The organism is Desulfofalx alkaliphila DSM 12257 (assembly GCF_000711975.1).
In the GTDB taxonomy this organism is placed as follows: Bacteria; Bacillota; Desulfotomaculia; order Desulfotomaculales; family Desulfohalotomaculaceae; genus Desulfofalx; species Desulfofalx alkaliphila.
Genome location: NZ_JONT01000017.1, coordinates 15,601 through 34,236 on the forward strand (window position 1 = coordinate 15,601; position 18,636 = coordinate 34,236).

Sequence of the window (18,636 nt, forward strand, 5' to 3'; positions counted from 1 at the left end):
CTTAATCCGGCCTACCCCTTTTACGAATTTGGTTGGCAATCTGCTCCAGCTTGCGCATGCGGTGATTTACCCCGGACTTGCCCACCGGGGGTTCCATCATTTCCCCCAATTCCTTTAAGCTTATATCAGGATTATTCAACCTCAGTTCAGCCGTTTCCCTTAAGCCTTGGGGCAATTTATGTAAACCCATTGTCCTGATAATCAGCTGAATATTTTCCAGTTGACGCACCGCAGCATTAACTGTTTTATTTAAATTTGCAGTTTCGCAGTTCACCAATCTATTAACCTGGTTGCGCATGCCCTTGTATATACGTACATTTTCAAAATTTAACAGGGCGGTATGGGCCCCCATGTTATTTAAACACTCTACAATTTGATCGCTTTCTTTTAAATACACCACATACCAGTTTTTGCGCAGGCTGACCTTGGCCTTTAAATTCAGTTTTTTCATAATATTGCGGATATCCTGGGCATGGCCTTCGTCATTTGAAATAATTTCCAGATGGTAGGTGTCCTCGGGGTTGCTTATGGACCCCCCACCTAAAAAAACCCCCCGCAGGTAAGCCCTGCGGCAGCATTCCTTTGCCACCAAACCGGACCTCACCCTGGTGGTATACATTGCACTTTTACCGTCCCACATCCCCAGCTTTATTAAAATGTTTTCTACCCCCCATTGGGGCGGTATGCGCACCAAATAAACATTGTTTTTCTTTAGCCGCATTTTGCGCCGCACCATCACTTCAGTCTGCAGCCCAAACAACTTTTTAATCAGCTTAAATACCTTACGGGCCACCGCCGCATTTTCAGTCACTATGGATAAGGCCATTTTTTGGCCTGTAATTTGAATGGTGCCATCCATTTTAACCAGTGCCGCCAATTCAGCCAACTGGCAGCACCGGCGGGTACCCATCACCCTGGCCAGTTCATTCTTTGTTACCACTGAAAAAGACATGGTCCCGTCCCTCACTTTCAATACATTACAATTATACCATATAAAAAGGGTGCCCTAGGGCGCCCTTTTTTAATTATTATCCTTGGTTCCATTGCTTTGCATATACTGCTGCATAAACCGCTCCCTTTCGGCAGGGGTTTTAGAAGCAAAGATTAGTTTTAACAGGGCCCGGGCCAGTTTTTGGGGGTGGTGCCGCACCACGTCAGATTCCAACACCAGGTTTTCCTTCACCGGTTTTACCCCCATGCGCTCCAGTTTGCGAATATCCGCCCCCACCGGAGCGGCGCCTTCTCGGCGGTAGCGCCCTATCAACCGCTCGGGTATTCCCCCGGTGTTCACCATCACATAATCCACCAGCCGGCCACAGTGGTCTATGATGGCCTTTAAATGGTCGGAGGCAGAATAATTCCTTGTCTCCCCGGGCTGGGTCATTACATTGCATACATACACCTTCAGGGCCGAAGAGTTGTTAATTGCCTCAGCCACACCCTTTACCAAGAGATTAGGAATAACGCTGGTATAAAGGCTTCCAGGTCCCAAAATGACCGCATCGGCTTCCCTAATGGCCCACAGGGCCTCGGGCAGGGGCCGGCATTCGGCAGGCTCTAAAAAGACGCGCCTGATCTTTCGTTCGCTGGACGACACACAGCACTCGCCCCGCACAGTGGAACCATCACTGAGCACCGCACCCAGGGACACATCCTCCAGGGTGGAAGGCAGAACCTGGCCCCGTACGGCCAGCACCTTGGACAGCTCCTGCACGCCGCTGTAAAAGCCGTCACATATTTGTGAAAGCCCCACAATTAACAAGTTGCCCAGGTTGTGCCCCGACAATTCACCCTCGGAAAAGCGGTACTGCAGCACCCTCTCCATTAAACTTTCCTTATCTGCCAGTGCCACCAGGCAGTTTCTAATATCACCGGGAGGGAGTACACCCAGGTCGCCCCTAAGCCTTCCGGAACTGCCGCCGTCATCGGTTACGGTAACAATGGCGGTGATGTTGCTGGTATATTCCTTCAGCCCCTTTAGCAAGGTGGATAATCCGGTGCCTCCGCCAATAACCACAATTTTAGGTCCCCGCTGCAAATAGCGCTTGGCATAAATTAATTCCACCACACTGCTGCCGTCATCCTGGGATAACTCTCCCAAGATCGAGCTCAGGCCCTTCCACAGCCCGTATCCAAGCACCGCCAGACCCAGGACAGTGAAAAAAATTCCCGCTAACCAGTTAGAAATTCCGTTGGGCATTTGTCCCACCGCCATGGATGCTGTTTCACTAATCAGTAAAAACAGGGGCGGAATAAGAAACATCATGCCCAGGACAAGGAACACCGCCCCCACCGGCACCAGACTTAACCAGCGTTTAACACCCATACCCGGATAAAGCCACTTAACCCATTTATACCTGCTCACATCAAACCCCCTAAGCATTTTTAATGTCCCGGTGCCTCACAGCCACCTTGTAGCCTTTTTTGCGCAGCAAATCACCCAACCAATTGGCCAGGGTCACCGAACGGTGCATGCCCCCGGTGCACCCTATGGCTATCATTAAGGTGGCCTTTCCCTCTTTGATATAGTGGGGTACCAAAAATGCCACCATATCAGAAAGTTTATCCTTAAATTCCGTTGTCACCTCTGAGCTACACACGTGCTGCTGTACCGCCGGATCATTTCCGGTAAGGTTGCGCAGTTCGGGCACATAATAAGGGTTAGGTAAAAAACGTACATCCATTACTAAATCTGAATCCAGGGGAATGCCGTGTTTAAAGCCAAAGGACATTACAGTAATAAACAAATCATTTTCATCCCGCCACTCACCATAGATACTGTAAATCTCATTCTTTAGCTGCTGCTCCGTTAACTGGGAGGTGTCAATAATTTTGTTTGCCTTGCCCCGCAGATCCTTTAAAAGGGCACGCTCTGCCTTAATATCCTCCAACACCTCGCCGCCGGACAGGGGGTGGCGCCTGCGGGAAGCTTTGTAGCGCCGCACCAGCGTTTCATCGGAGGCTTCTAAAAATAATATTTCATAACTGATATTTTTATTATCCAAATCCTTAAGGGCATCGAAAACAGCGCTAAAAAATTCTCCGCCCCGGATGTCCACCACCAGGGCAAATTTTTTCACCACCGATTGATCCCATAACTCCACAAACTTTGGCATTAAGGCCGGCGGCAGGTTATCCACCACAAAGTAGCCCAGGTCCTCCAGGCTGCGCACCGCCGTGGTCTTTCCCGCCCCGGACAAGCCGGATACAATTAACAACCGAGTAGTCATAAAACCACTCCTTAATACTTGATATGGATTACCCACCAGGGCAAAATCCTTTTTAAAATCCCTTTTGGGTTTGATAAATCAAACCCCCACAAGCCTTGAATCAAACCTACAAGTGGAATTCTACAAAACTTTTACCCCACGCACTTAAAATTGCCTAAGGCCAAGGGCCAGGGCGCCAACCACCCCGGATCTGGGGCCCAGGGCTGCCGCAACCACCTTTAAGGGCTCCCGTGACGCCTTTAGGGTTCTTTCCTCTATTTCCCTTTTCATCACCGGCCACAGCAAATCCTTTAGATCCATCACTCCGCCGCCCAGCACCACCATTTGAGGGTTAATAATGGCTACCAGGCTGGAAATACCAATGCCCAGGGCCCGGGCCGCCCCCGCCAGTATCGTTTTAGCCTCCCGGTCTCCCCCTTGGGCGGCTTTAGCCACCGCCCGGGCATCAACATTTTCTATACGCCCTTGGGCTGCCTGTAAAATATTATTGCCGCTGCCCGCTTCCACCGACTCCCTGGCCGCCCGGGCAATGGCTGTGCCCGATGCCAGCGCCTCCAAACAACCGCGAGCCCCACAGGAACAAAGGGGCCCGTCGGGCATCACCGTAATATGACCGATTTCCCCGGCACTGCCCGACACCCCGTGCCATATCCGGCCGTCCAGTATAATGCCGCCGCCAACGCCGGTGCCCACAGTAACATAAACAAGATCCCGCGCCCCGCAGCCGGCCCCAAATATATGCTCACCCAAGGCCGCGGCATTGGCGTCATTTTCAAGGTAAACCGGCACCTGCAGCTTGTTTTCCAGTATATCTTTTAAGGGAATATTTTGCCACCTGAGATTGGGAGCAAAATGCACCACCCCGCCTTTAATATCCACCTGCCCGGGCACCCCCACCGACACCGACCGCAAACCGCCTGCATAGGCGCCGCTCTGCCGCTGCACTGCAGAAACAGTGCCCAATATGCGCTCAATTACCCCCTCCGGCCCTTCATCGGCCCCGCTGGGCACCTTTACTTCAGCCTGCACCGCCCCGTTCATATCAGCCAGGGCAGTCAGTATTTTAGTTCCCCCCAGATCTACCCCCACCACATGGTCGAAATTCATTGGCTAACCTCCGTTATTATAATTATGAATTTCTTCAAAATTCAACCTTACTCTGCAAGAACCAGCTCCTGCAAGGCGTGGGCAACCCCGTCCTCATCATTGGATCTGGCCACGTAGTCAGCCAGCGCCTTAATCTCATCCCGGGCGTTGCCCACCACCACCGCCGTGCCGGCGTACTTTAACATTTCCACATCGTTGTAGCCATCACCGACAGCCATCACCTCTTCCCTTTTTACCCCGTAAAGATCGGCCAACATGGCCAGGGCCTCCCCTTTAGTTGCCTGGGGATGAGAAAACTCCAGGTAAAATGGCTTTGATTTGGTGATATGTAATAGGTTGCCATACTGGGGGGCGATTTCATTCATTAAAAGGTCTATCTTTTCCTCCGGTGCCACCGCCAATATCTTTGTGGGGGCCTTTTGTAAAAACTGCCGTAAATCCCCCACCGCTTTGGCCTCTATGCCGCATATTTCAGCATAGCGGCGGGCTTCAGGGGTAATTTCTTCCACATATAACTGATCATCCACATACAAATTAATGTGATAGCCGTACTTGTTTAGGGCGGCAATCACCCCTTGGGCCAGTTCCAGCGGGACAGGGCGGTGCAGCAGCACCTCCCCTGACAGGGCATTTTTAACCAGTGCCCCCTGATAGGTAATTAAGGGTAAATTTATGCCCAACTGCTTGGCATAGGGTTTCACCGATGAGAACATTCTCCCGGTAGCCAGGGTAATGTGAATACCCTTTTCCCGCACCCGGCGCACCGTCTCCAGCGAAAACTGAGACAGCCTCAAATCACTGGTCAACAAGGTGTCGTCCATATCCACCGCTATCAACTTGTATTTGCTCATATTTAAAACCTCCATTAATCATCGGGGGTATCTTTACTTGGTTTCACCGCTAGCTTTGGCCGGTACGGAAAAAATTGTAGACCGCTTCCGCAGCCTTATTATTCATCCCCGGCACCTGCCGCAGCCGCTCCAGCGAAGCCGCCTGTATTTCTTTGATTGTTTTAAACTCCTTAATCAGTGCCCGCCTGCGGGTGGGCCCTATGCCCTCTATTTCATCTAAGAGGGACTTTAAGTTGCGCTTGGTGCGCAGGGTGCGGTGATAGGTAAGGGCAAACCGGTGGGCCTCATCCCGCAAACGCTGAATTAAATACAGGGCCTGTGAGTCCCTGGGCAGCACTATGGGCTCATCCTTATGCTCCGAAAAAAGAAGCTCCTCTTTTTCGGCCAAGCCATAGGTGGGTATATCATCCACTGCCAACTGCCTCATGGCCGAGCGGGCAGCGGAAAGCTGGCCCTTACCCCCATCGATAATCACCAAATCGGGCAAACGATGAAATTTTGCCTCTTTACTGCTCATTTGCCCCGTCCTAAGCAAGGCCTGCTCTTCCAGGCCCCGGAAAAAGCGGCGGTAAATTACCTCCTTCATGGCGGCAAAATCATCGGGCCCCTGCACAGTGCGTATTTTAAAACGGCGGTACTCCTTGGTGTTGGGCTTTCCTTCCTCAAAGACCACCATGGAGGCCACCTGTTCAGCCCCCTGAATGTTGGAAATGTCAAAGCATTCCATGCGATAGGGCGGTTTATCCAGCCCCAGGGCCTCCACCAGCTGGGCCACCGCCAGGTCAAGGCGGCCCCTTTGGGCCTGGTGCTCCAATTCAATTTGCTGCAGCACCAGCAAGGCGTTTTTAGCCACCATTTCCACCAGCTTTAGCTTTTCGCCCCGCTTGGGGGTTCTTACCTCCACCTTGGAACCCCGCTTGCCGCTCAGCCAACGGCCCATCAGCCCTGCCTCTTGGCCAATATCTTCTGAGATCAGCACCTGCCGGGGGATAAATTCCACCTGGGTGTAGTATTGTTTTAAAAAACCCGCCATCACTTCCCCCCGGCTTAAATCGTCGGTATTTTTAAGCAGGTAGTGTTCCCGGCCGATCAGCTTTCCGCCCCGCACAAAGAAGACCATCACGCAAACCTCATCCTGGCCCCGGGCCATTGCTATTACGTCTTGATCCTCCAAGCCGGCGGAGACAATTTTCTGCCGCTCCACCACCTTTTGCACTGCCTGCAGTTGATCCCTCAATTCGGCAGCCTTTTCAAATTCTAACTTTTCCGCCGCCCGGTGCATGCGCTCCTCTAAGCGCTTTAACAGGGCATCCTGGCGGCCCTCCAAAAATAAAATAATTTCTTTAATTGTACTGCGGTACTGTTCTTTATCAATAGCCTGGGTGCAGGGACCCTGGCACCGCTTAATATGAAAGTTTAAACAGGGCCTGGAGCGGGAAGAAAACTGCCGGTTGGTGCAGGTGCGAAAGGGAAACAACTTCTTTAACAGCCGCAGGGTTTCGTTCATGGCCCCCACCTGGGTATAGGGGCCAAAATATCTGGACCCATCCTTCACCAAGCGCCGGGTAACCAGCACCCGGGGATAGTCTTCACCCAGGGTCACCTTTATATAAGGGTAGCTCTTATCATCCTTTAACAGCACATTATACCGGGGGCGGTGTTCTTTAATTAAGTTGCACTCCAGTATCAAGGCTTCCACTTCTGAATCGGTAACTATATATTCCAGGTCGGCAATGCGTTCCACCATCGAGCGGGTTTTGGGCATCTGTTTGGCCCCCTGCTGAAAATAAGAACGCACCCGGTTTTTTAACGAAAGGGCCTTACCCACATAGATAACCCTTCCCTCACCGTCGCGAAAGATGTAAACACCGGGCTTGGACGGAATATACTTAACTTTTTCATCAAGGGACAATTCACTCACCACCTACCATCATTTTAACCCAAGCGGCCTGTAAAAGACAAAAGCTAAGTTGCCTCCGGCACCGCCCTGTTCAGAAAAGCAATTGACAAAATAAAAAGGAGGTATTAAAATTTGGTAAGTAACCATCCGGTTACTTACCCGCAAGATTGAGGAGGATTATCATGGCAAGGGAACGCAATGCAGAACGAACTAAGGAGGGTATCTTAAATGCAGCCAGGTCCGTCTTTGCCGCCAAGGGCTTTGACGGCGCCCGGGTAGACGAGATTGCCAAGTGGGCCAAGATTAATAAGCGCATGATCTACCACTACTTTGGCAACAAGGAACAATTGTACATCGAGGTATTGCGAGACAATTTCCGGCAATTACTGGCGGTGGGACGGGAAGCCAACCTCCAAGACTTAAGTCCCCTTGACAAGGCACAGGAATTTATCCGCCGGTATTTTTATTTTTTAGCCAACGAGAGGGAGTTTGTAAAACTGCTGCTCTGGGAGTCATTACAGGGAAAGCAGTTTTCAATCCAACTGCTGCCGGAAGTGACCCAAACCACCTTACCCATGCTGGAGTCCATCATAGAAGAAGGGGTAAAAGACGGTGTCTTTCGCCAAGACCTTGACTTAAAGCACCTAATCATCAGCATTAACGCCATGTGTATAGTGTATTTTTCCCGGCAGCACGTTTACAGCACCGTCTGGCATGGGGATATGAATGACCCGGAAATGCTGGAAGAACGGCTGCAGCATATTCTAGAACTCACCTTAAACGGCATATTAGTTAAGTAAGACCGGTGCCAGTTTTTTACCACCTACACCTATTACCAAGGAGGGAATTGTAAAATGTCCACGGCTGAAATTCTTGCCCAAATAGAAAAAAACAAAAAGAAAACACTGATGGTAATTCTGGCCTTGCTGCTGGTAGTGACGGTGGCCTTTGGCTTGTTTTTTGCCAAAAACAATGCCGTTATTGCCGAAGAAAGAGACAGTCTGACAGCCACCGGCACCATTGAAGCCAAAACAGTCACCGCAGCCTTTAAAATCCCCGGCAAAATAGATGCCATGCCGGTGGAAGAAGGCAGCAAGGTGGAAGAGGGCCAGCACTTGGCCACCTTGGAAAACAACCAACTAATGGCCAAGTATACCCAGGCCCAGGGAGCCTATGAAGCGGCCCTCTCCCAGGCAGAACAGGCCGGCAGCGCAGTGGCCTTAACAGAGCAGCAGGTGGAAGCCACCATTTCCCAACTGCAGGCCAAGGTGGCCCAGGCAGAGGTGGGATTAACCGACGCCCAACAAATGTATGACCGCATCTCCCGGCTGCACCAGGCAGAGGCGGTTTCAGACAAGGACTATGACCAGGCAAAGAACAATCTTGAATTAGCCAAAAACCAACTGTTAGAAGCCCAGGCCGGCTTAGACCAGGCACTGGCATCCCGAACCCAAGTACAGGTGGCCCAAGCCCAATACCAGGCGGCTCTGGGACAGCAAACCCAGGCCCTGGGTGCCTTGGAAGAAATTGAAGCCACCCTGGAAGATGCAGTGCTTAAGGCCCCCGCACCGGGCTATATCACCCAAAAATACCTGGAAGCAGGGGAAATGGTCAACGCCGGCACCCCGGTCTTTCAAATCACAGATTTAGAAAGGCCTTACGTAAAGGTATTTATCAGCGAGGAAAAAATTGGCCGGGTACAGCTCAACCAAGAGGCGGAGATAAGGGTACCCGCCTTCCCGGATAAAGTTTTTAAGGGCAAGGTGGTGTGGATAAATGATGCCGGCGATTTTGCAGTGCGCCGGGCAGTAAGTGAACAGCACCAGCGGGATTTGCGCAGCTTTGAGGTAAGAATTGACATCCCCAATGAAGATTTGCTGCTCAAGGTGGGCATGACCGCCACAGTTAAACTGGTGGAGGGGGAAAAATAATGCAGCCTATAGTTAAGGTCAGTGAGCTGGTACAAAGGATAGGTAAAAAAACAGTGTTAAGGGGGGCCTCTTTCTCTGTCCTTCCCGGTGAATGTTTCGGTGTTTTTGGCACCAGGGCCACCGGTAAATCCACCCTGCTGCACATAGTGGCCGGATTGGACCGGTTTAAATCCGGCCAGGTGGAGGTGTTGGGGCAGCAGGTGAACAAGGGCGACGCCTATAAAAAAGAGCTGGGCCTGGTCACCCAGGAGCGCAGTTTATTTCAAGACCTGCGGGCCGGCGAAAACCTGGATTATATCTCGGTTTTAAAGGATGCCCCCAGGGACAATATTTTACACTTGGTTAAGCAATTAGAGTTAGAGCAGTACCTAAACCTGCCGGTGAACAGCCTGGAGGCAGGGGTTTACCAACGGCTGGCCCTGGCCTGCGCCCTGCTCAACTCGCCAAAATTATTAATTGTTGACGAGTTAATTAACGACATCGATGTGTACTCCCGCAGGATAATTATCAAAGAGTTAAGCTCCTTTTTAAGGGCCGGCGGCACCTGCCTGTGGGGTTTCAGCAGCCCAGAATACTTCAGTCAAATGAGCCGGGTGGGCTGGCTGGAGCAAGGAATAATCACCCTTTATAGCCCGGCCGAGGCCGAACAAAAGTGGCGGGAGCAGGTGCAGTCAATTTATTCAATCCGTGGTGAAGACAATGCTTAAACAAACGCTGGCCATCATGCACCGGGAAATTTTTTATATGTGGCGGGATAAGGGGCTGCGCTACATCCTCTTAATCATCCCCCTGCTGACCCTGGCCCTCTTTTACGCCACCTACCACCTGCAGGTCATGAAAAACATTCCCACCGCCATTGTGGATTTGGATCAGTCCGCCGCCAGCCGGCAAATTGTATCCATGCTGGAAGAGGTGGATAACTTGCAAGTGGTGGCCTACCCCGAAAGCTACCCCCAGTTACAGCAGTTAATTGAGCGGGGCGATGCCGTTGTGGGGGTAGTGATACCGGAAAACTTGGCCGCCCATACGGCCTTAAGGCGGCAAGGCCAGGTATATGCAGTGGTGGACGGCAGCAATCTGGTTTACGCCACCAACGCCGTCAGTGACCTTTTGCGAACCACCCGCACCATGGGGGCAGAGTTGGGGGTAAAATCGCTGGTGGCCCAGGGTGTGCACATTGACGAAGCCAGCAATGTTTTCTTGGGCGCCGACTTCCGTGAAGAGGCCTGGTTTAACCCCACCTTAAACTACGCCCACTTCCTACTGCTGGCCCTGGCACTGAACATCTGGCAGCAGTGTTGTATGCTGGCATCCTGTATGAACATTATCGGTGAAACCGGCCGCAAAAGCTGGTATCAAATTAAAATGTCCGGCATATCCAAAACCAGGCTTTTTACCGCCAAGTCCATTACACATATTACCGTTTTTATGCTCATGGTGGCACCTATTTATTTCATATCCTTTGGGGTGTTAAAACTGCCCCTTGCCGGCGGTATTTTACCGCTCTTGCTGCTTACATTTTTCTTCATTGTGGCGGTGCACAGCGTGGGCACCTTAATGTCCGGCCTTGCCCGCAATGCAGTGGACGCTTCCCGGCTGGGGATGGCCACAGCCCTGCCTTCCTTTGTGGTCAGCGGCTACACCTGGCCTCTGGAAGCAATGCACCCCTTTTTGCAAACGGCCGTTAAAATAGTGCCCCAAACCTGGTTTTTCCAAGGTTTAAACTATTTAACCTTTAAAGACCCCGGTTGGGAGTTTATGCTGCCCTTCTTTGGCGCACTGGCACTGATTGCTGTCATTTGTTACGGTGCGGCGGCAATTGTAACCGGCGGACCGGTGAGGAGGTTATTGGGATGAAGCAAGTTTTAAACATTGCCTACTATGAGGTGCGCCATATACTAAAGGACCATATTTTACTGCTGCTGGTTGCTGCGGTACCCTTGTTTTATGCCGCCTTGTTTGGCGCGGCCTTTATCTCAGGGGTGCTAAAGGATATTCCCACCGGCGTGGTGGACTTAGACAATTCCACCGTCAGCCGGGAAATAGTCACCGCCTACAAAAACAGCCCCTATTTTAAAGTCCTTGACCAAATACAGACCTATCCCCAATTGGAAGAAGCCATGAGACAGGGCACTGTGCGGTCGGGAATAGTGATACCCGAGGGTTTCAGCAGCGATCTTGCCCACCGCCGCAGCAATGAAGTTTTAATTGTATACGACGGTTCAAACTTAATTTGGGGCTACAACGTAAGAAAAAACGCCTTGGATGTGATAACCGATTTTAACGCCGGGCACAGCGCCGCCTACCTGGCCGGGATGGGTATGGCCGAACATGAAATTGCAAATACCTTAGACAGCATTTCGCTAAATTACGAGGTGTGGTATAACCCCACCTACAGCTATGTTAATTTCTTGTTTATGGGTATCTTAATTATGATTATTCACCAGGTGGGTTTGCTCACCAGCAGCCTAACGGTAACCCGGGAAAAGGAAAAAAACAGCTGGATACAGTTTTTAAGTTCACCCATAGCCCGGTGGAAAATCTTTGCGGGCAAGTGTTTACCCTACTTTGTTGCCAACACCGTCAATTACTGCCTGCTCCTGTGGATAGCCGCCAACATCATGCAGGCTAAGGTTGCCGGCTCCCTGGCCCTTGTATTTCTATTGGGCCTCTTGTTTAACCTCTTTATTGTGTCCGCCGGATTTTTTATTTCCTTGCACGCCCCCAATTCACTGCAGGTTACCAGATACCTGCTGCCAATGGCCTTCCCCATCTTTATGATTTCAGGCTTCACCTGGCCTAAAACCCATATCCCGGCGGCAATTAACGGCCTGGCCAAACTGCTGCCCTTCACCTGGATGGCCGAAGGCTTTAGAATGGTAACCCTTAAAGAGCTGGGCCTGGCCCATGTACTGCCCAACCTTTTGGCCCTATCGGCCATGGCAGCCTTAACACTCTTTTTTGCACTGACCTTTGACAAAAAAAGAAAGCCGCCGAAAACCGGCGACCTTTCAGTAAACTGCCAAAGCTCAGTACCCACAAAGGGTAACTGTCTCTAGCGGCGGACAATCCTGTCCGCCCTGCTTTTTTCCAAGACCGGTTTTAAAAACTGACCGGTGTAGGAATGTTCTATCCGGGCCACCTCTTCCGGGCTGCCGGCGGCTATAACTTGGCCGCCCTTGTCTCCCCCTTCGGGACCCAAATCAATGATATAATCCGCTGTTTTAATAACATCCAGGTTGTGCTCAATTACCACCACTGTGCTGCCGTTGTCCACCAGGCGGTGCAGCACCTGCAGCAGGCGGTGAATGTCGGCGGCATGCAAGCCGGTGGTGGGTTCGTCCAAAATGTACATGGTCCTGCCATTGCCCCGGCGGGACAACTCGGTGGCCAGTTTTACCCTTTGGGCTTCTCCGCCGGAAAGTTCAGTGGCCGGCTGACCCAAGCGAATGTATCCCAGCCCCACGTCTTGCAGGGTCTGTAACTTCCGGTGAATGCGGGGGATGTTCTTAAAAAACTCCACCGCCGTATCCACCGTCATATTCAACACATCCGAAATATTCTTCCCCTTATATTTAACCTCCAGGGTTTCCCGGTTATAGCGGTGGCCCTTACACACTTCACAGGGCACATATACGTCCGGCAAAAAGTGCATCTCGATCTTAATAATACCGTCACCCTGACAGGCCTCGCAGCGCCCACCCTTTACGTTAAAACTAAAGCGCCCGGGTTTGTAACCCCTCAAATTGGCCTCGGGCAGCTGGGCATACAATTCCCTAATATAGGTGAACAGGCCGGTGTAGGTGGCCGGGTTAGACCGGGGCGTTCTGCCAATGGGGGCCTGGTTAATATCAATCACCTTTTCCAGGTATTCAATGCCCAGTATATCATCATGCTTGCCGGGGCGACTTTTAGCCCGGTGCAGCTTTTGGGCCAGCCGTTTATACAGCACCTCATTTATCAGGGTGCTTTTGCCGGAACCGCTGACGCCGGTAATGCAGGTAAATACCCCCAAGGGGATGGCAACATCAATATTCTTTAAGTTGTGTTCTTTTGCCCCGATAATCCTTATTTCTTCACCCTTGGATTGGCGGCGTATCTCCGGCACCGGAACTGCCCTGCGCCCGCTGAGGTATTGCCCGGTCACCGACTGCTCATTGTTAATGATGTCCTCCGGCCTGCCCTCTGCCACCACCAAGCCGCCCCTTTCACCGGCACCGGGGCCAATGTCAATAACATGATCGGCAGCCAAAATGGTGTCCTCATCGTGTTCCACCACTATTAAGGTGTTGCCCATATCCCGCAGGCGTTCCAAGGTGCGCAGCAGTCTCATGTTGTCCCGCTGATGCAGGCCGATGCTGGGCTCATCTAAAATATACAGGACACCCATTAGGCCGGAGCCAATTTGGGTGGCCAGCCTGATGCGCTGGGCTTCGCCGCCGGACAGGGTGCTGGCCATCCGATCCAGGGTCAGATAGTCCAGGCCCACGTTTACCAAGAAACCCAAGCGCTCGTTAATTTCCTTTAGTATTTGCCTGGCAATCACTTTTTCCCGCTCGGTGAAATCAACCTCTTGAAAAAACTCCCGGATCTTAAGCACCGTCATACCGGTAACTTCAATAATATTTTTACCGCCAATAAGCACCGCCAGGGCTTCGGGCTTTAAGCGGGCCCCACCGCAGGCCGGGCAGCTTTTAACGGTAACATACTTTTCCATCTCCCGCCGGCGCCACTCCGACGCCGTTTCCTGGTACAGCCTGCCGATGTTGTTCACCACACCCTCGAAGGCTGTCCGGTATTTGCGGACTTTGCCAAACCTGTCCCGGTAGCTAAACTCTATTTCTTCCTTACCGCTGCCATAGAGAATGATGTCTAAATCTTCCTTTTTCATTTCTTCCACCGGCACATCCAAGCTAAAGCCATAGTGGTCAGCCACCGTCTCCAGATATCTGAGGCCGCTGGCACTCTTTATCCACCCTTCAATGGCTCCTTCTTTGATGGATTTGCTCTTATCGGGTATTATCAATTCGGCATCCACTTCTTCATAGGTACCGAGGCCGGTGCAAAGGGAACAGGCACCAAAGGGGCTGTTGAAGGAAAAGAGCCGGGGGGTGATTTCGCTGATGCCGATGCCGCAGTCCACACAGGCAAAATTTTCACTGAAAATCCGGGGTTCGCCGTCCACCACGTCAGCCAGCACCAGGCCTCCGCCGGTCTTTAGGGCCGTCTCCAGTGAATCGGCCAGGCGTTTTTCAACGCCCTCTCGAATTATCAGCCTGTCCACCACCACTTCAATGGTGTGTTTTTTGTTTTTTTCCAACTTTATTTCTTCGGTTAACTCCCGCAGTTGGCCGTCAATCCGCACCCGCACATAACCGCTCTTTTTAATATCCTCCAAAACTTTGAGGTGCTCACCCTTTTTACCCCGCACCACCGGGGCCAGCAGCTGTATTTTGGTTCTCTCCGGCAGTTCCATTAACCGGTCAACCATCTGCTGTACCGTTTGCTGGGTGATGGGCTTGCCGCAGTTGGGACAGTGGGGCCTGCCCACCCTGGCATACAAGAGCCTCAGGTAGTCGTAAATTTCTGTCACTGTGCCCACCGTACTGCGCGGGTTTTGACTGGTGGTTTTTTGGTCAATGGATATGGCCGGGGATAAGCCTTCAATGTAGTCCACATCGGGCTTTCTCATTTGTCCTAAAAACTGCCGGGCATAGGCCGAAAGAGATTCCACATAGCGGCGCTGCCCTTCGGCATAAATGGTGTCAAAGGCCAGGGAACTTTTACCGGAGCCGGAAAGACCGGTGATAACCACCAGTTTATCCCGCGGTATTTCCACATCAATGTTCTTCAGGTTATGAACCCGGGCGCCCTTAACCACAATTTTATCAAGCATTAAAAATTCCTCCATCAATTAGGTCTAATACAATTATAACCGGCTGGCACAGCAATAACAAGAACGTTTGTTCTAAAACCCTGCAAATTTTACAGCTTTAAACCCCGCATAAACCTATAATTCCTTGGGCACGCCCCGCAGCCTTAACCTCAGCTCAATGATGGCATCCCTCAATTGGGCTGCCTTTTCAAACTCCAGCTCCCTGGCTGCCTCTTTCATTTCTTTTTCCAGGTCGGCAATGAGCTTTTTCAGGTCTTTCTTGCTCATCTTATCCACCTTGCTGCCGGCGGTGTATTTTGCCGGCTCCTCTGCCGCCTTGGTGGCTTCGATGATTTCCCGCACAGCCTTGCGAATGGTTTGGGGCACAATATTGTGCTCTTTGTTATAGGCAATTTGCTTTTGGCGGCGCCGCTCTGTTTCGCCCAGGGCCTTTTCCATGGACTTGGTAATTTTATCGGCATACATTATTACCTTGCCCTGGGCATTTCTTGCGGCCCGGCCGATGGTCTGGATCAAAGAGCGTTCGCTGCGCAGGTAGCCTTCCTTGTCGGCATCTAAAATGGCCACCAAACTTACCTCCGGCAGGTCTAAACCTTCCCGCAGCAGGTTGATGCCCACCAGCACGTCAAACTCACCCAAACGCAAGTCCCGCAGTATTTCCATCCGCTCGATGGTATTGATGTCCGAGTGCAGGTAGCGCACCTTGATACCCATTTCCCTAAAATAGTCCGTCAAGTCCTCGGCCATTTTTTTAGTGAGCGTAGTCACCAGCACCCGCTCATCCCGCTCTATCCGCAGACGGATTTCCCCGTACAAGTCGTCAATTTGACCCCGGGTGGGACGCACAAATATTTCCGGATCCACCAGGCCGGTGGGTCGAATAATTTGCTCCACCACCGCATCGCTGTGTTCCCTTTCGTAGGGGCCCGGTGTGGCGCTTACGTAAATGCGCTGGCCCACCCGCTCCTCAAATTCGGAAAATTTTAAGGGACGGTTGTCCAAGGCCGAGGGCAGTCTAAAGCCGTGTTCTATCAGGCTCATCTTCCGGGAGCGGTCACCCTCATACATGGCCCCCACCTGGGGTATGGCCACGTGGGATTCGTCAATTACCATTAAAAAATCGTCGGGAAAGAAATCCAGCAAGGTGTAAGGGGGTTCCCCCGGTGCCCTGCCGGTGAGATGACGGCTGTAGTTTTCAATTCCGTTGCAATAGCCCACCTCGCGCATCATTTCAATGTCATAATTGGTGCGCTGCTCCAATCGCTGGGCTTCCAGCAATTTCCCCGCATCCCTCAACTCCTTGAGCCGCTCTTCCAGCTCCTCTTCAATGGTCACAATGGCCCGCTCCATCCTCTCTTGGGAGGTGGCAAAGTGACTGGCCGGGAAAACCGAAATGTGGCTGCGCCGGCCCAATATCTCCCCGGTGAGCACATCAAATTCAACCATTTTTTCTATCTCATCCCCAAACATCTCTATGCGCAGCGCCCTTTCGGTGGCCGAAGCGGGGAAAATCTCAATGACGTCCCCCCTCACCCGGAAGGTACCCCGGGTAAAGTTAAGATCGTTGCGGTCGTATTGGATGTCCACCAGTTTGCGTAAAATGGCATCCCGGTCATAGATTCCCCCGCTGCGCAGGGACAGCACCAGCTTGCTGTATTCTTCCGGGTTGCCCAAACCATAAATACAGGACACACTGGCCACCACAATAACGTCCCGCCGCTCAAAAAGGGCGCAGGTGGCAGAGTGGCGCAGTTTATCTATTTCGTCGTTAATGCTGCTGTCCTTTTCAATATAAGTATCCGTTTGCGGAATATAGGCTTCCGGCTGATAGTAGTCATAGTAGCTAACAAAGTATTCCACCGCATTGTTCGGAAAAAACTCCATAAACTCGCTGCACAATTGGGCGGCCAAGGTTTTATTGGGGGCCAGCACCAGTGTAGGCCGGTTCACCTTGGCAATGACGTTGGCCATGGTGTAGGTTTTGCCTGAGCCGGTAACCCCCAAAAGTGTTTGATGCTTTAAACCCTGCTCCAATCCATCAATCAGTTGAGCAATGGCCTTGGGCTGGTCGCCCTTGGGTGAAAAGTTAGATTTTAACTGAAAGGCCATCTTAATAATCACCTTCTTACTATAAAAGTAACACCTTATTCCCATAAATACATGAAAATTATATCATAGAGGTCAAATGCCTTGAAATCACGCAAATCTGCGGAAATCAAGGCATTTGCTTTGTTATGCTTTGTCACTGGTAATTTCTAGCTGCCACTGCCACTGCCGCTGTCGCTGCCGCCCTGCCCTTGCCCACCTTGTTCTTGCCCCGCTTGCTGTCCCCCACCGTTCTGGGGCTGGGCCTCAATGCTTTGAATTTCCCCATCTATTTGAACTTCCACCACCTTGCCGTCATTGGTGGTGATGCGCAGGGTGCTTTGCTGCTGGCCCCCCTCTTGGTTTTGGGCCTGGCCTTGGTCTTGGTTTTGCTTTTGCTTTTCGCCGTCCTTATTTTGCTTTTCACCCTGCTCCTGCCGGCCCTGCTGATCTTTCATGTCCTTCATATCCTCCATCCTATCCTGCAGTAGATAAAGATTGTCCTGATCGATCAGCCGGGGCGGTACCACCTTGGCAGGTACAGTGTAATTACCGTTATTTATCCTGGTGTCGTACTGAAAACTTTTACCCTGGGCCAGGTTAACTGCCGCCTCATAGGCCAATTGGGCCAACATATCCGGACGGTTGTCCACCTCCGCATCGTGCTCGCCGGCCATTAATGCCTTAATGGCCCGGGGATCTGCCCCCACCCCCACCGTAATCACCCGGCCCTCCATGTTAAACTGCTTTAATACCTCCGCCGCAGCCATGGCCAGCTGGCTGTCGTTGGCCAGCACCGCATCTATTTTGGTACCCACCTCTAACAATTGCTGCATGGTTGCCTTTGCTAAGTCGGCCTCCCATTTATCATGGACCTGAGACAGCACCACTTCCACATTTTCCAAACCCTGCAGCCCGCTGTGCACCGCCCCGGTGATGGCCCGGGCCATCTGGTCATCGCCGTCCCCCTGCAGCACCACCACCCTAAAGGGGCCCCCGTCCTGCAGGCCCACCGCCGCCTGCTGCTCAGGCGGAATTACCATTTGCTGCTGCTCACCTTCCCCCTGCTGCCCCTCCTGGGGCGGCTGCGGATTTAACAGCACCTCACCCTCCTGCACCTGCTGCCGGCCTTCCTTAATGATGTTTTCAATATACTGCACCTGCAGACTGCCTGCCCTGCTGTGGTCAGAGGTGATATAGCCATCCACCGGCGTGTTGACGGGCAGGGTTTCCAGGGCTATAACCTTGATGTTATTTTGTGTCAACTGCCGCACCAAGTCCGGCCCAATTTCCGGGTCGGTCATCTGCAGCACAACCACCGCAACTTTTTCTTCAATCAAAGTTTGAATATCCTTTTGCTGCTGGGTGGAATCGCCCCCGGCATCCAACCAGGTAAGCTGGGCCCGATCTTGTTTTTTGCTTTCGTTAAAAACCTTATGGATGGTGCGGTTGCCGTCCCGCTCCATATCAGCAACACTGACACCTATCTTGGGGCCCTGCTGGGGCGCCGGTTTTTTCTCCCCGCCGCCACCCCCGGGGCAGCCGACACTAACTGCCATCACCAATAAGAGCAATATGGTTAATAACCAATAACACTTGTTACGGCTAAACATCAGCTCACCTCACCAACAGTTGT

14 protein-coding genes are annotated in these 18,636 nt (G+C 51.9%); 5 read left to right on the top strand and 9 right to left on the bottom strand.

Annotation, left to right across the window (positions count from 1 at the left end):
* Position 1 precedes the first annotated feature (1 nt).
* From whiA to uvrC, 6 genes are all read right to left on the bottom strand, one after another.
* Positions 2-952: a DNA-binding protein WhiA gene (whiA, locus tag BR02_RS0109915; protein ID WP_031516687.1), complete on the bottom strand. Its 951-nt coding sequence runs from the start codon at positions 950-952 to the stop codon at positions 2-4.
* A gap of 69 nt (positions 953-1,021) precedes the next feature.
* Positions 1,022-2,365 carry a gluconeogenesis factor YvcK family protein gene (locus BR02_RS0109920; RefSeq protein ID WP_238442454.1) on the bottom strand — a complete coding sequence of 448 codons (1,344 nt, stop codon included), beginning with the start codon at positions 2,363-2,365 and terminating at the stop codon, positions 1,022-1,024.
* Between the two features lie 10 nt (positions 2,366-2,375).
* The gene (rapZ, locus tag BR02_RS0109925; protein WP_031516691.1) at positions 2,376-3,230 is read right to left on the bottom strand and encodes an RNase adapter RapZ; all 855 of its coding nucleotides are present in this window, start codon (positions 3,228-3,230) and stop codon (positions 2,376-2,378) included.
* Positions 3,231-3,374: 144 nt separating this feature from the next.
* The gene (locus tag BR02_RS0109930; protein WP_031516693.1) at positions 3,375-4,337 is read right to left on the bottom strand and encodes an ROK family protein; all 963 of its coding nucleotides are present in this window, start codon (positions 4,335-4,337) and stop codon (positions 3,375-3,377) included.
* A 47-nt stretch (positions 4,338-4,384) separates the two neighbouring features.
* A complete protein-coding gene (locus BR02_RS0109935; RefSeq protein ID WP_031516695.1) occupies positions 4,385-5,188 on the bottom strand; it encodes a Cof-type HAD-IIB family hydrolase in 804 nt (267 codons plus the stop codon).
* Positions 5,189-5,237: 49 nt separating this feature from the next.
* Positions 5,238-7,100, bottom strand: a complete 1,863-nt coding sequence (gene uvrC / locus BR02_RS0109940; protein WP_031516696.1) for an excinuclease ABC subunit UvrC — start codon at positions 7,098-7,100, stop codon at positions 5,238-5,240.
* A gap of 170 nt (positions 7,101-7,270) precedes the next feature.
* Between uvrC and BR02_RS0109945 the strand changes: the two genes are divergently transcribed.
* From BR02_RS0109945 to BR02_RS0109965, 5 genes are read left to right on the top strand one after another with little or no spacing between them, the layout of a single operon-like run.
* Complete coding sequence (locus BR02_RS0109945; protein WP_031516698.1) at positions 7,271-7,888, top strand: TetR/AcrR family transcriptional regulator; 618 nt, start codon at positions 7,271-7,273, stop codon at positions 7,886-7,888.
* A gap of 54 nt (positions 7,889-7,942) precedes the next feature.
* Positions 7,943-9,019: an HlyD family secretion protein gene (locus BR02_RS0109950; protein WP_031516700.1), complete on the top strand. Its 1,077-nt coding sequence runs from the start codon at positions 7,943-7,945 to the stop codon at positions 9,017-9,019.
* Positions 9,019-9,726 carry an ATP-binding cassette domain-containing protein gene (locus BR02_RS0109955; protein WP_031516702.1) on the top strand — a complete coding sequence of 236 codons (708 nt, stop codon included), beginning with the start codon at positions 9,019-9,021 and terminating at the stop codon, positions 9,724-9,726. Before BR02_RS0109950 ends, BR02_RS0109955 begins: the two co-directional genes overlap by 1 nt.
* Entirely contained in the window at positions 9,719-10,876 is a 1,158-nt protein-coding gene (locus BR02_RS0109960; protein WP_031516704.1) for an ABC transporter permease, read from the top strand. Before BR02_RS0109955 ends, BR02_RS0109960 begins: the two co-directional genes overlap by 8 nt.
* Complete coding sequence (locus tag BR02_RS0109965; protein ID WP_031516706.1) at positions 10,873-12,078, top strand: ABC transporter permease; 1,206 nt, start codon at positions 10,873-10,875, stop codon at positions 12,076-12,078. Before BR02_RS0109960 ends, BR02_RS0109965 begins: the two co-directional genes overlap by 4 nt.
* On the opposite strand, the gene uvrA is transcribed toward BR02_RS0109965, so the two are convergent.
* The 3 genes from uvrA to BR02_RS0109980 all read right to left on the bottom strand — a co-directional run bounded on the left by uvrA (position 12,075) and on the right by BR02_RS0109980 (position 18,613).
* Positions 12,075-14,915, bottom strand: coding sequence for an excinuclease ABC subunit UvrA (gene uvrA, locus BR02_RS0109970; RefSeq protein WP_034639184.1), 2,841 nt, complete (start codon positions 14,913-14,915; stop codon positions 12,075-12,077). The two genes, BR02_RS0109965 and uvrA, sit on opposite strands and share 4 nt — an antisense overlap.
* Before the next feature lie 114 nt (positions 14,916-15,029).
* Entirely contained in the window at positions 15,030-17,024 is a 1,995-nt protein-coding gene (gene uvrB, locus BR02_RS0109975; protein ID WP_031516710.1) for an excinuclease ABC subunit UvrB, read from the bottom strand.
* Between the two features lie 146 nt (positions 17,025-17,170).
* Positions 17,171-18,613, bottom strand: a complete 1,443-nt coding sequence (locus tag BR02_RS0109980) for a sugar ABC transporter substrate-binding protein (RefSeq protein WP_034639187.1) — start codon at positions 18,611-18,613, stop codon at positions 17,171-17,173.
* Positions 18,614-18,636: the final 23 nt, after the last annotated feature.

Coding starts and splice junctions, on each gene's coding strand:
- whiA (WP_031516687.1), bottom strand. CDS start 952: ATGTCTTTTTCAGTGGTAACAAAGAATGAACTGGCCAGGGTGATGGGT.
- rapZ (WP_031516691.1), bottom strand. CDS start 3,230: ATGACTACTCGGTTGTTAATTGTATCCGGCTTGTCCGGGGCGGGAAAG.
- BR02_RS0109930 (WP_031516693.1), bottom strand. CDS start 4,337: ATGAATTTCGACCATGTGGTGGGGGTAGATCTGGGGGGAACTAAAATA.
- BR02_RS0109935 (WP_031516695.1), bottom strand. CDS start 5,188: ATGAGCAAATACAAGTTGATAGCGGTGGATATGGACGACACCTTGTTG.
- BR02_RS0109945 (WP_031516698.1), top strand. CDS start 7,271: ATGGCAAGGGAACGCAATGCAGAACGAACTAAGGAGGGTATCTTAAAT.
- BR02_RS0109950 (WP_031516700.1), top strand. CDS start 7,943: ATGTCCACGGCTGAAATTCTTGCCCAAATAGAAAAAAACAAAAAGAAA.
- BR02_RS0109955 (WP_031516702.1), top strand. CDS start 9,019: ATGCAGCCTATAGTTAAGGTCAGTGAGCTGGTACAAAGGATAGGTAAA.
- BR02_RS0109960 (WP_031516704.1), top strand. CDS start 9,719: ATGCTTAAACAAACGCTGGCCATCATGCACCGGGAAATTTTTTATATG.
- BR02_RS0109965 (WP_031516706.1), top strand. CDS start 10,873: ATGAAGCAAGTTTTAAACATTGCCTACTATGAGGTGCGCCATATACTA.
- uvrA (WP_034639184.1), bottom strand. CDS start 14,915: ATGCTTGATAAAATTGTGGTTAAGGGCGCCCGGGTTCATAACCTGAAG.
- uvrB (WP_031516710.1), bottom strand. CDS start 17,024: ATGGCCTTTCAGTTAAAATCTAACTTTTCACCCAAGGGCGACCAGCCC.
- BR02_RS0109980 (WP_034639187.1), bottom strand. CDS start 18,613: ATGTTTAGCCGTAACAAGTGTTATTGGTTATTAACCATATTGCTCTTA.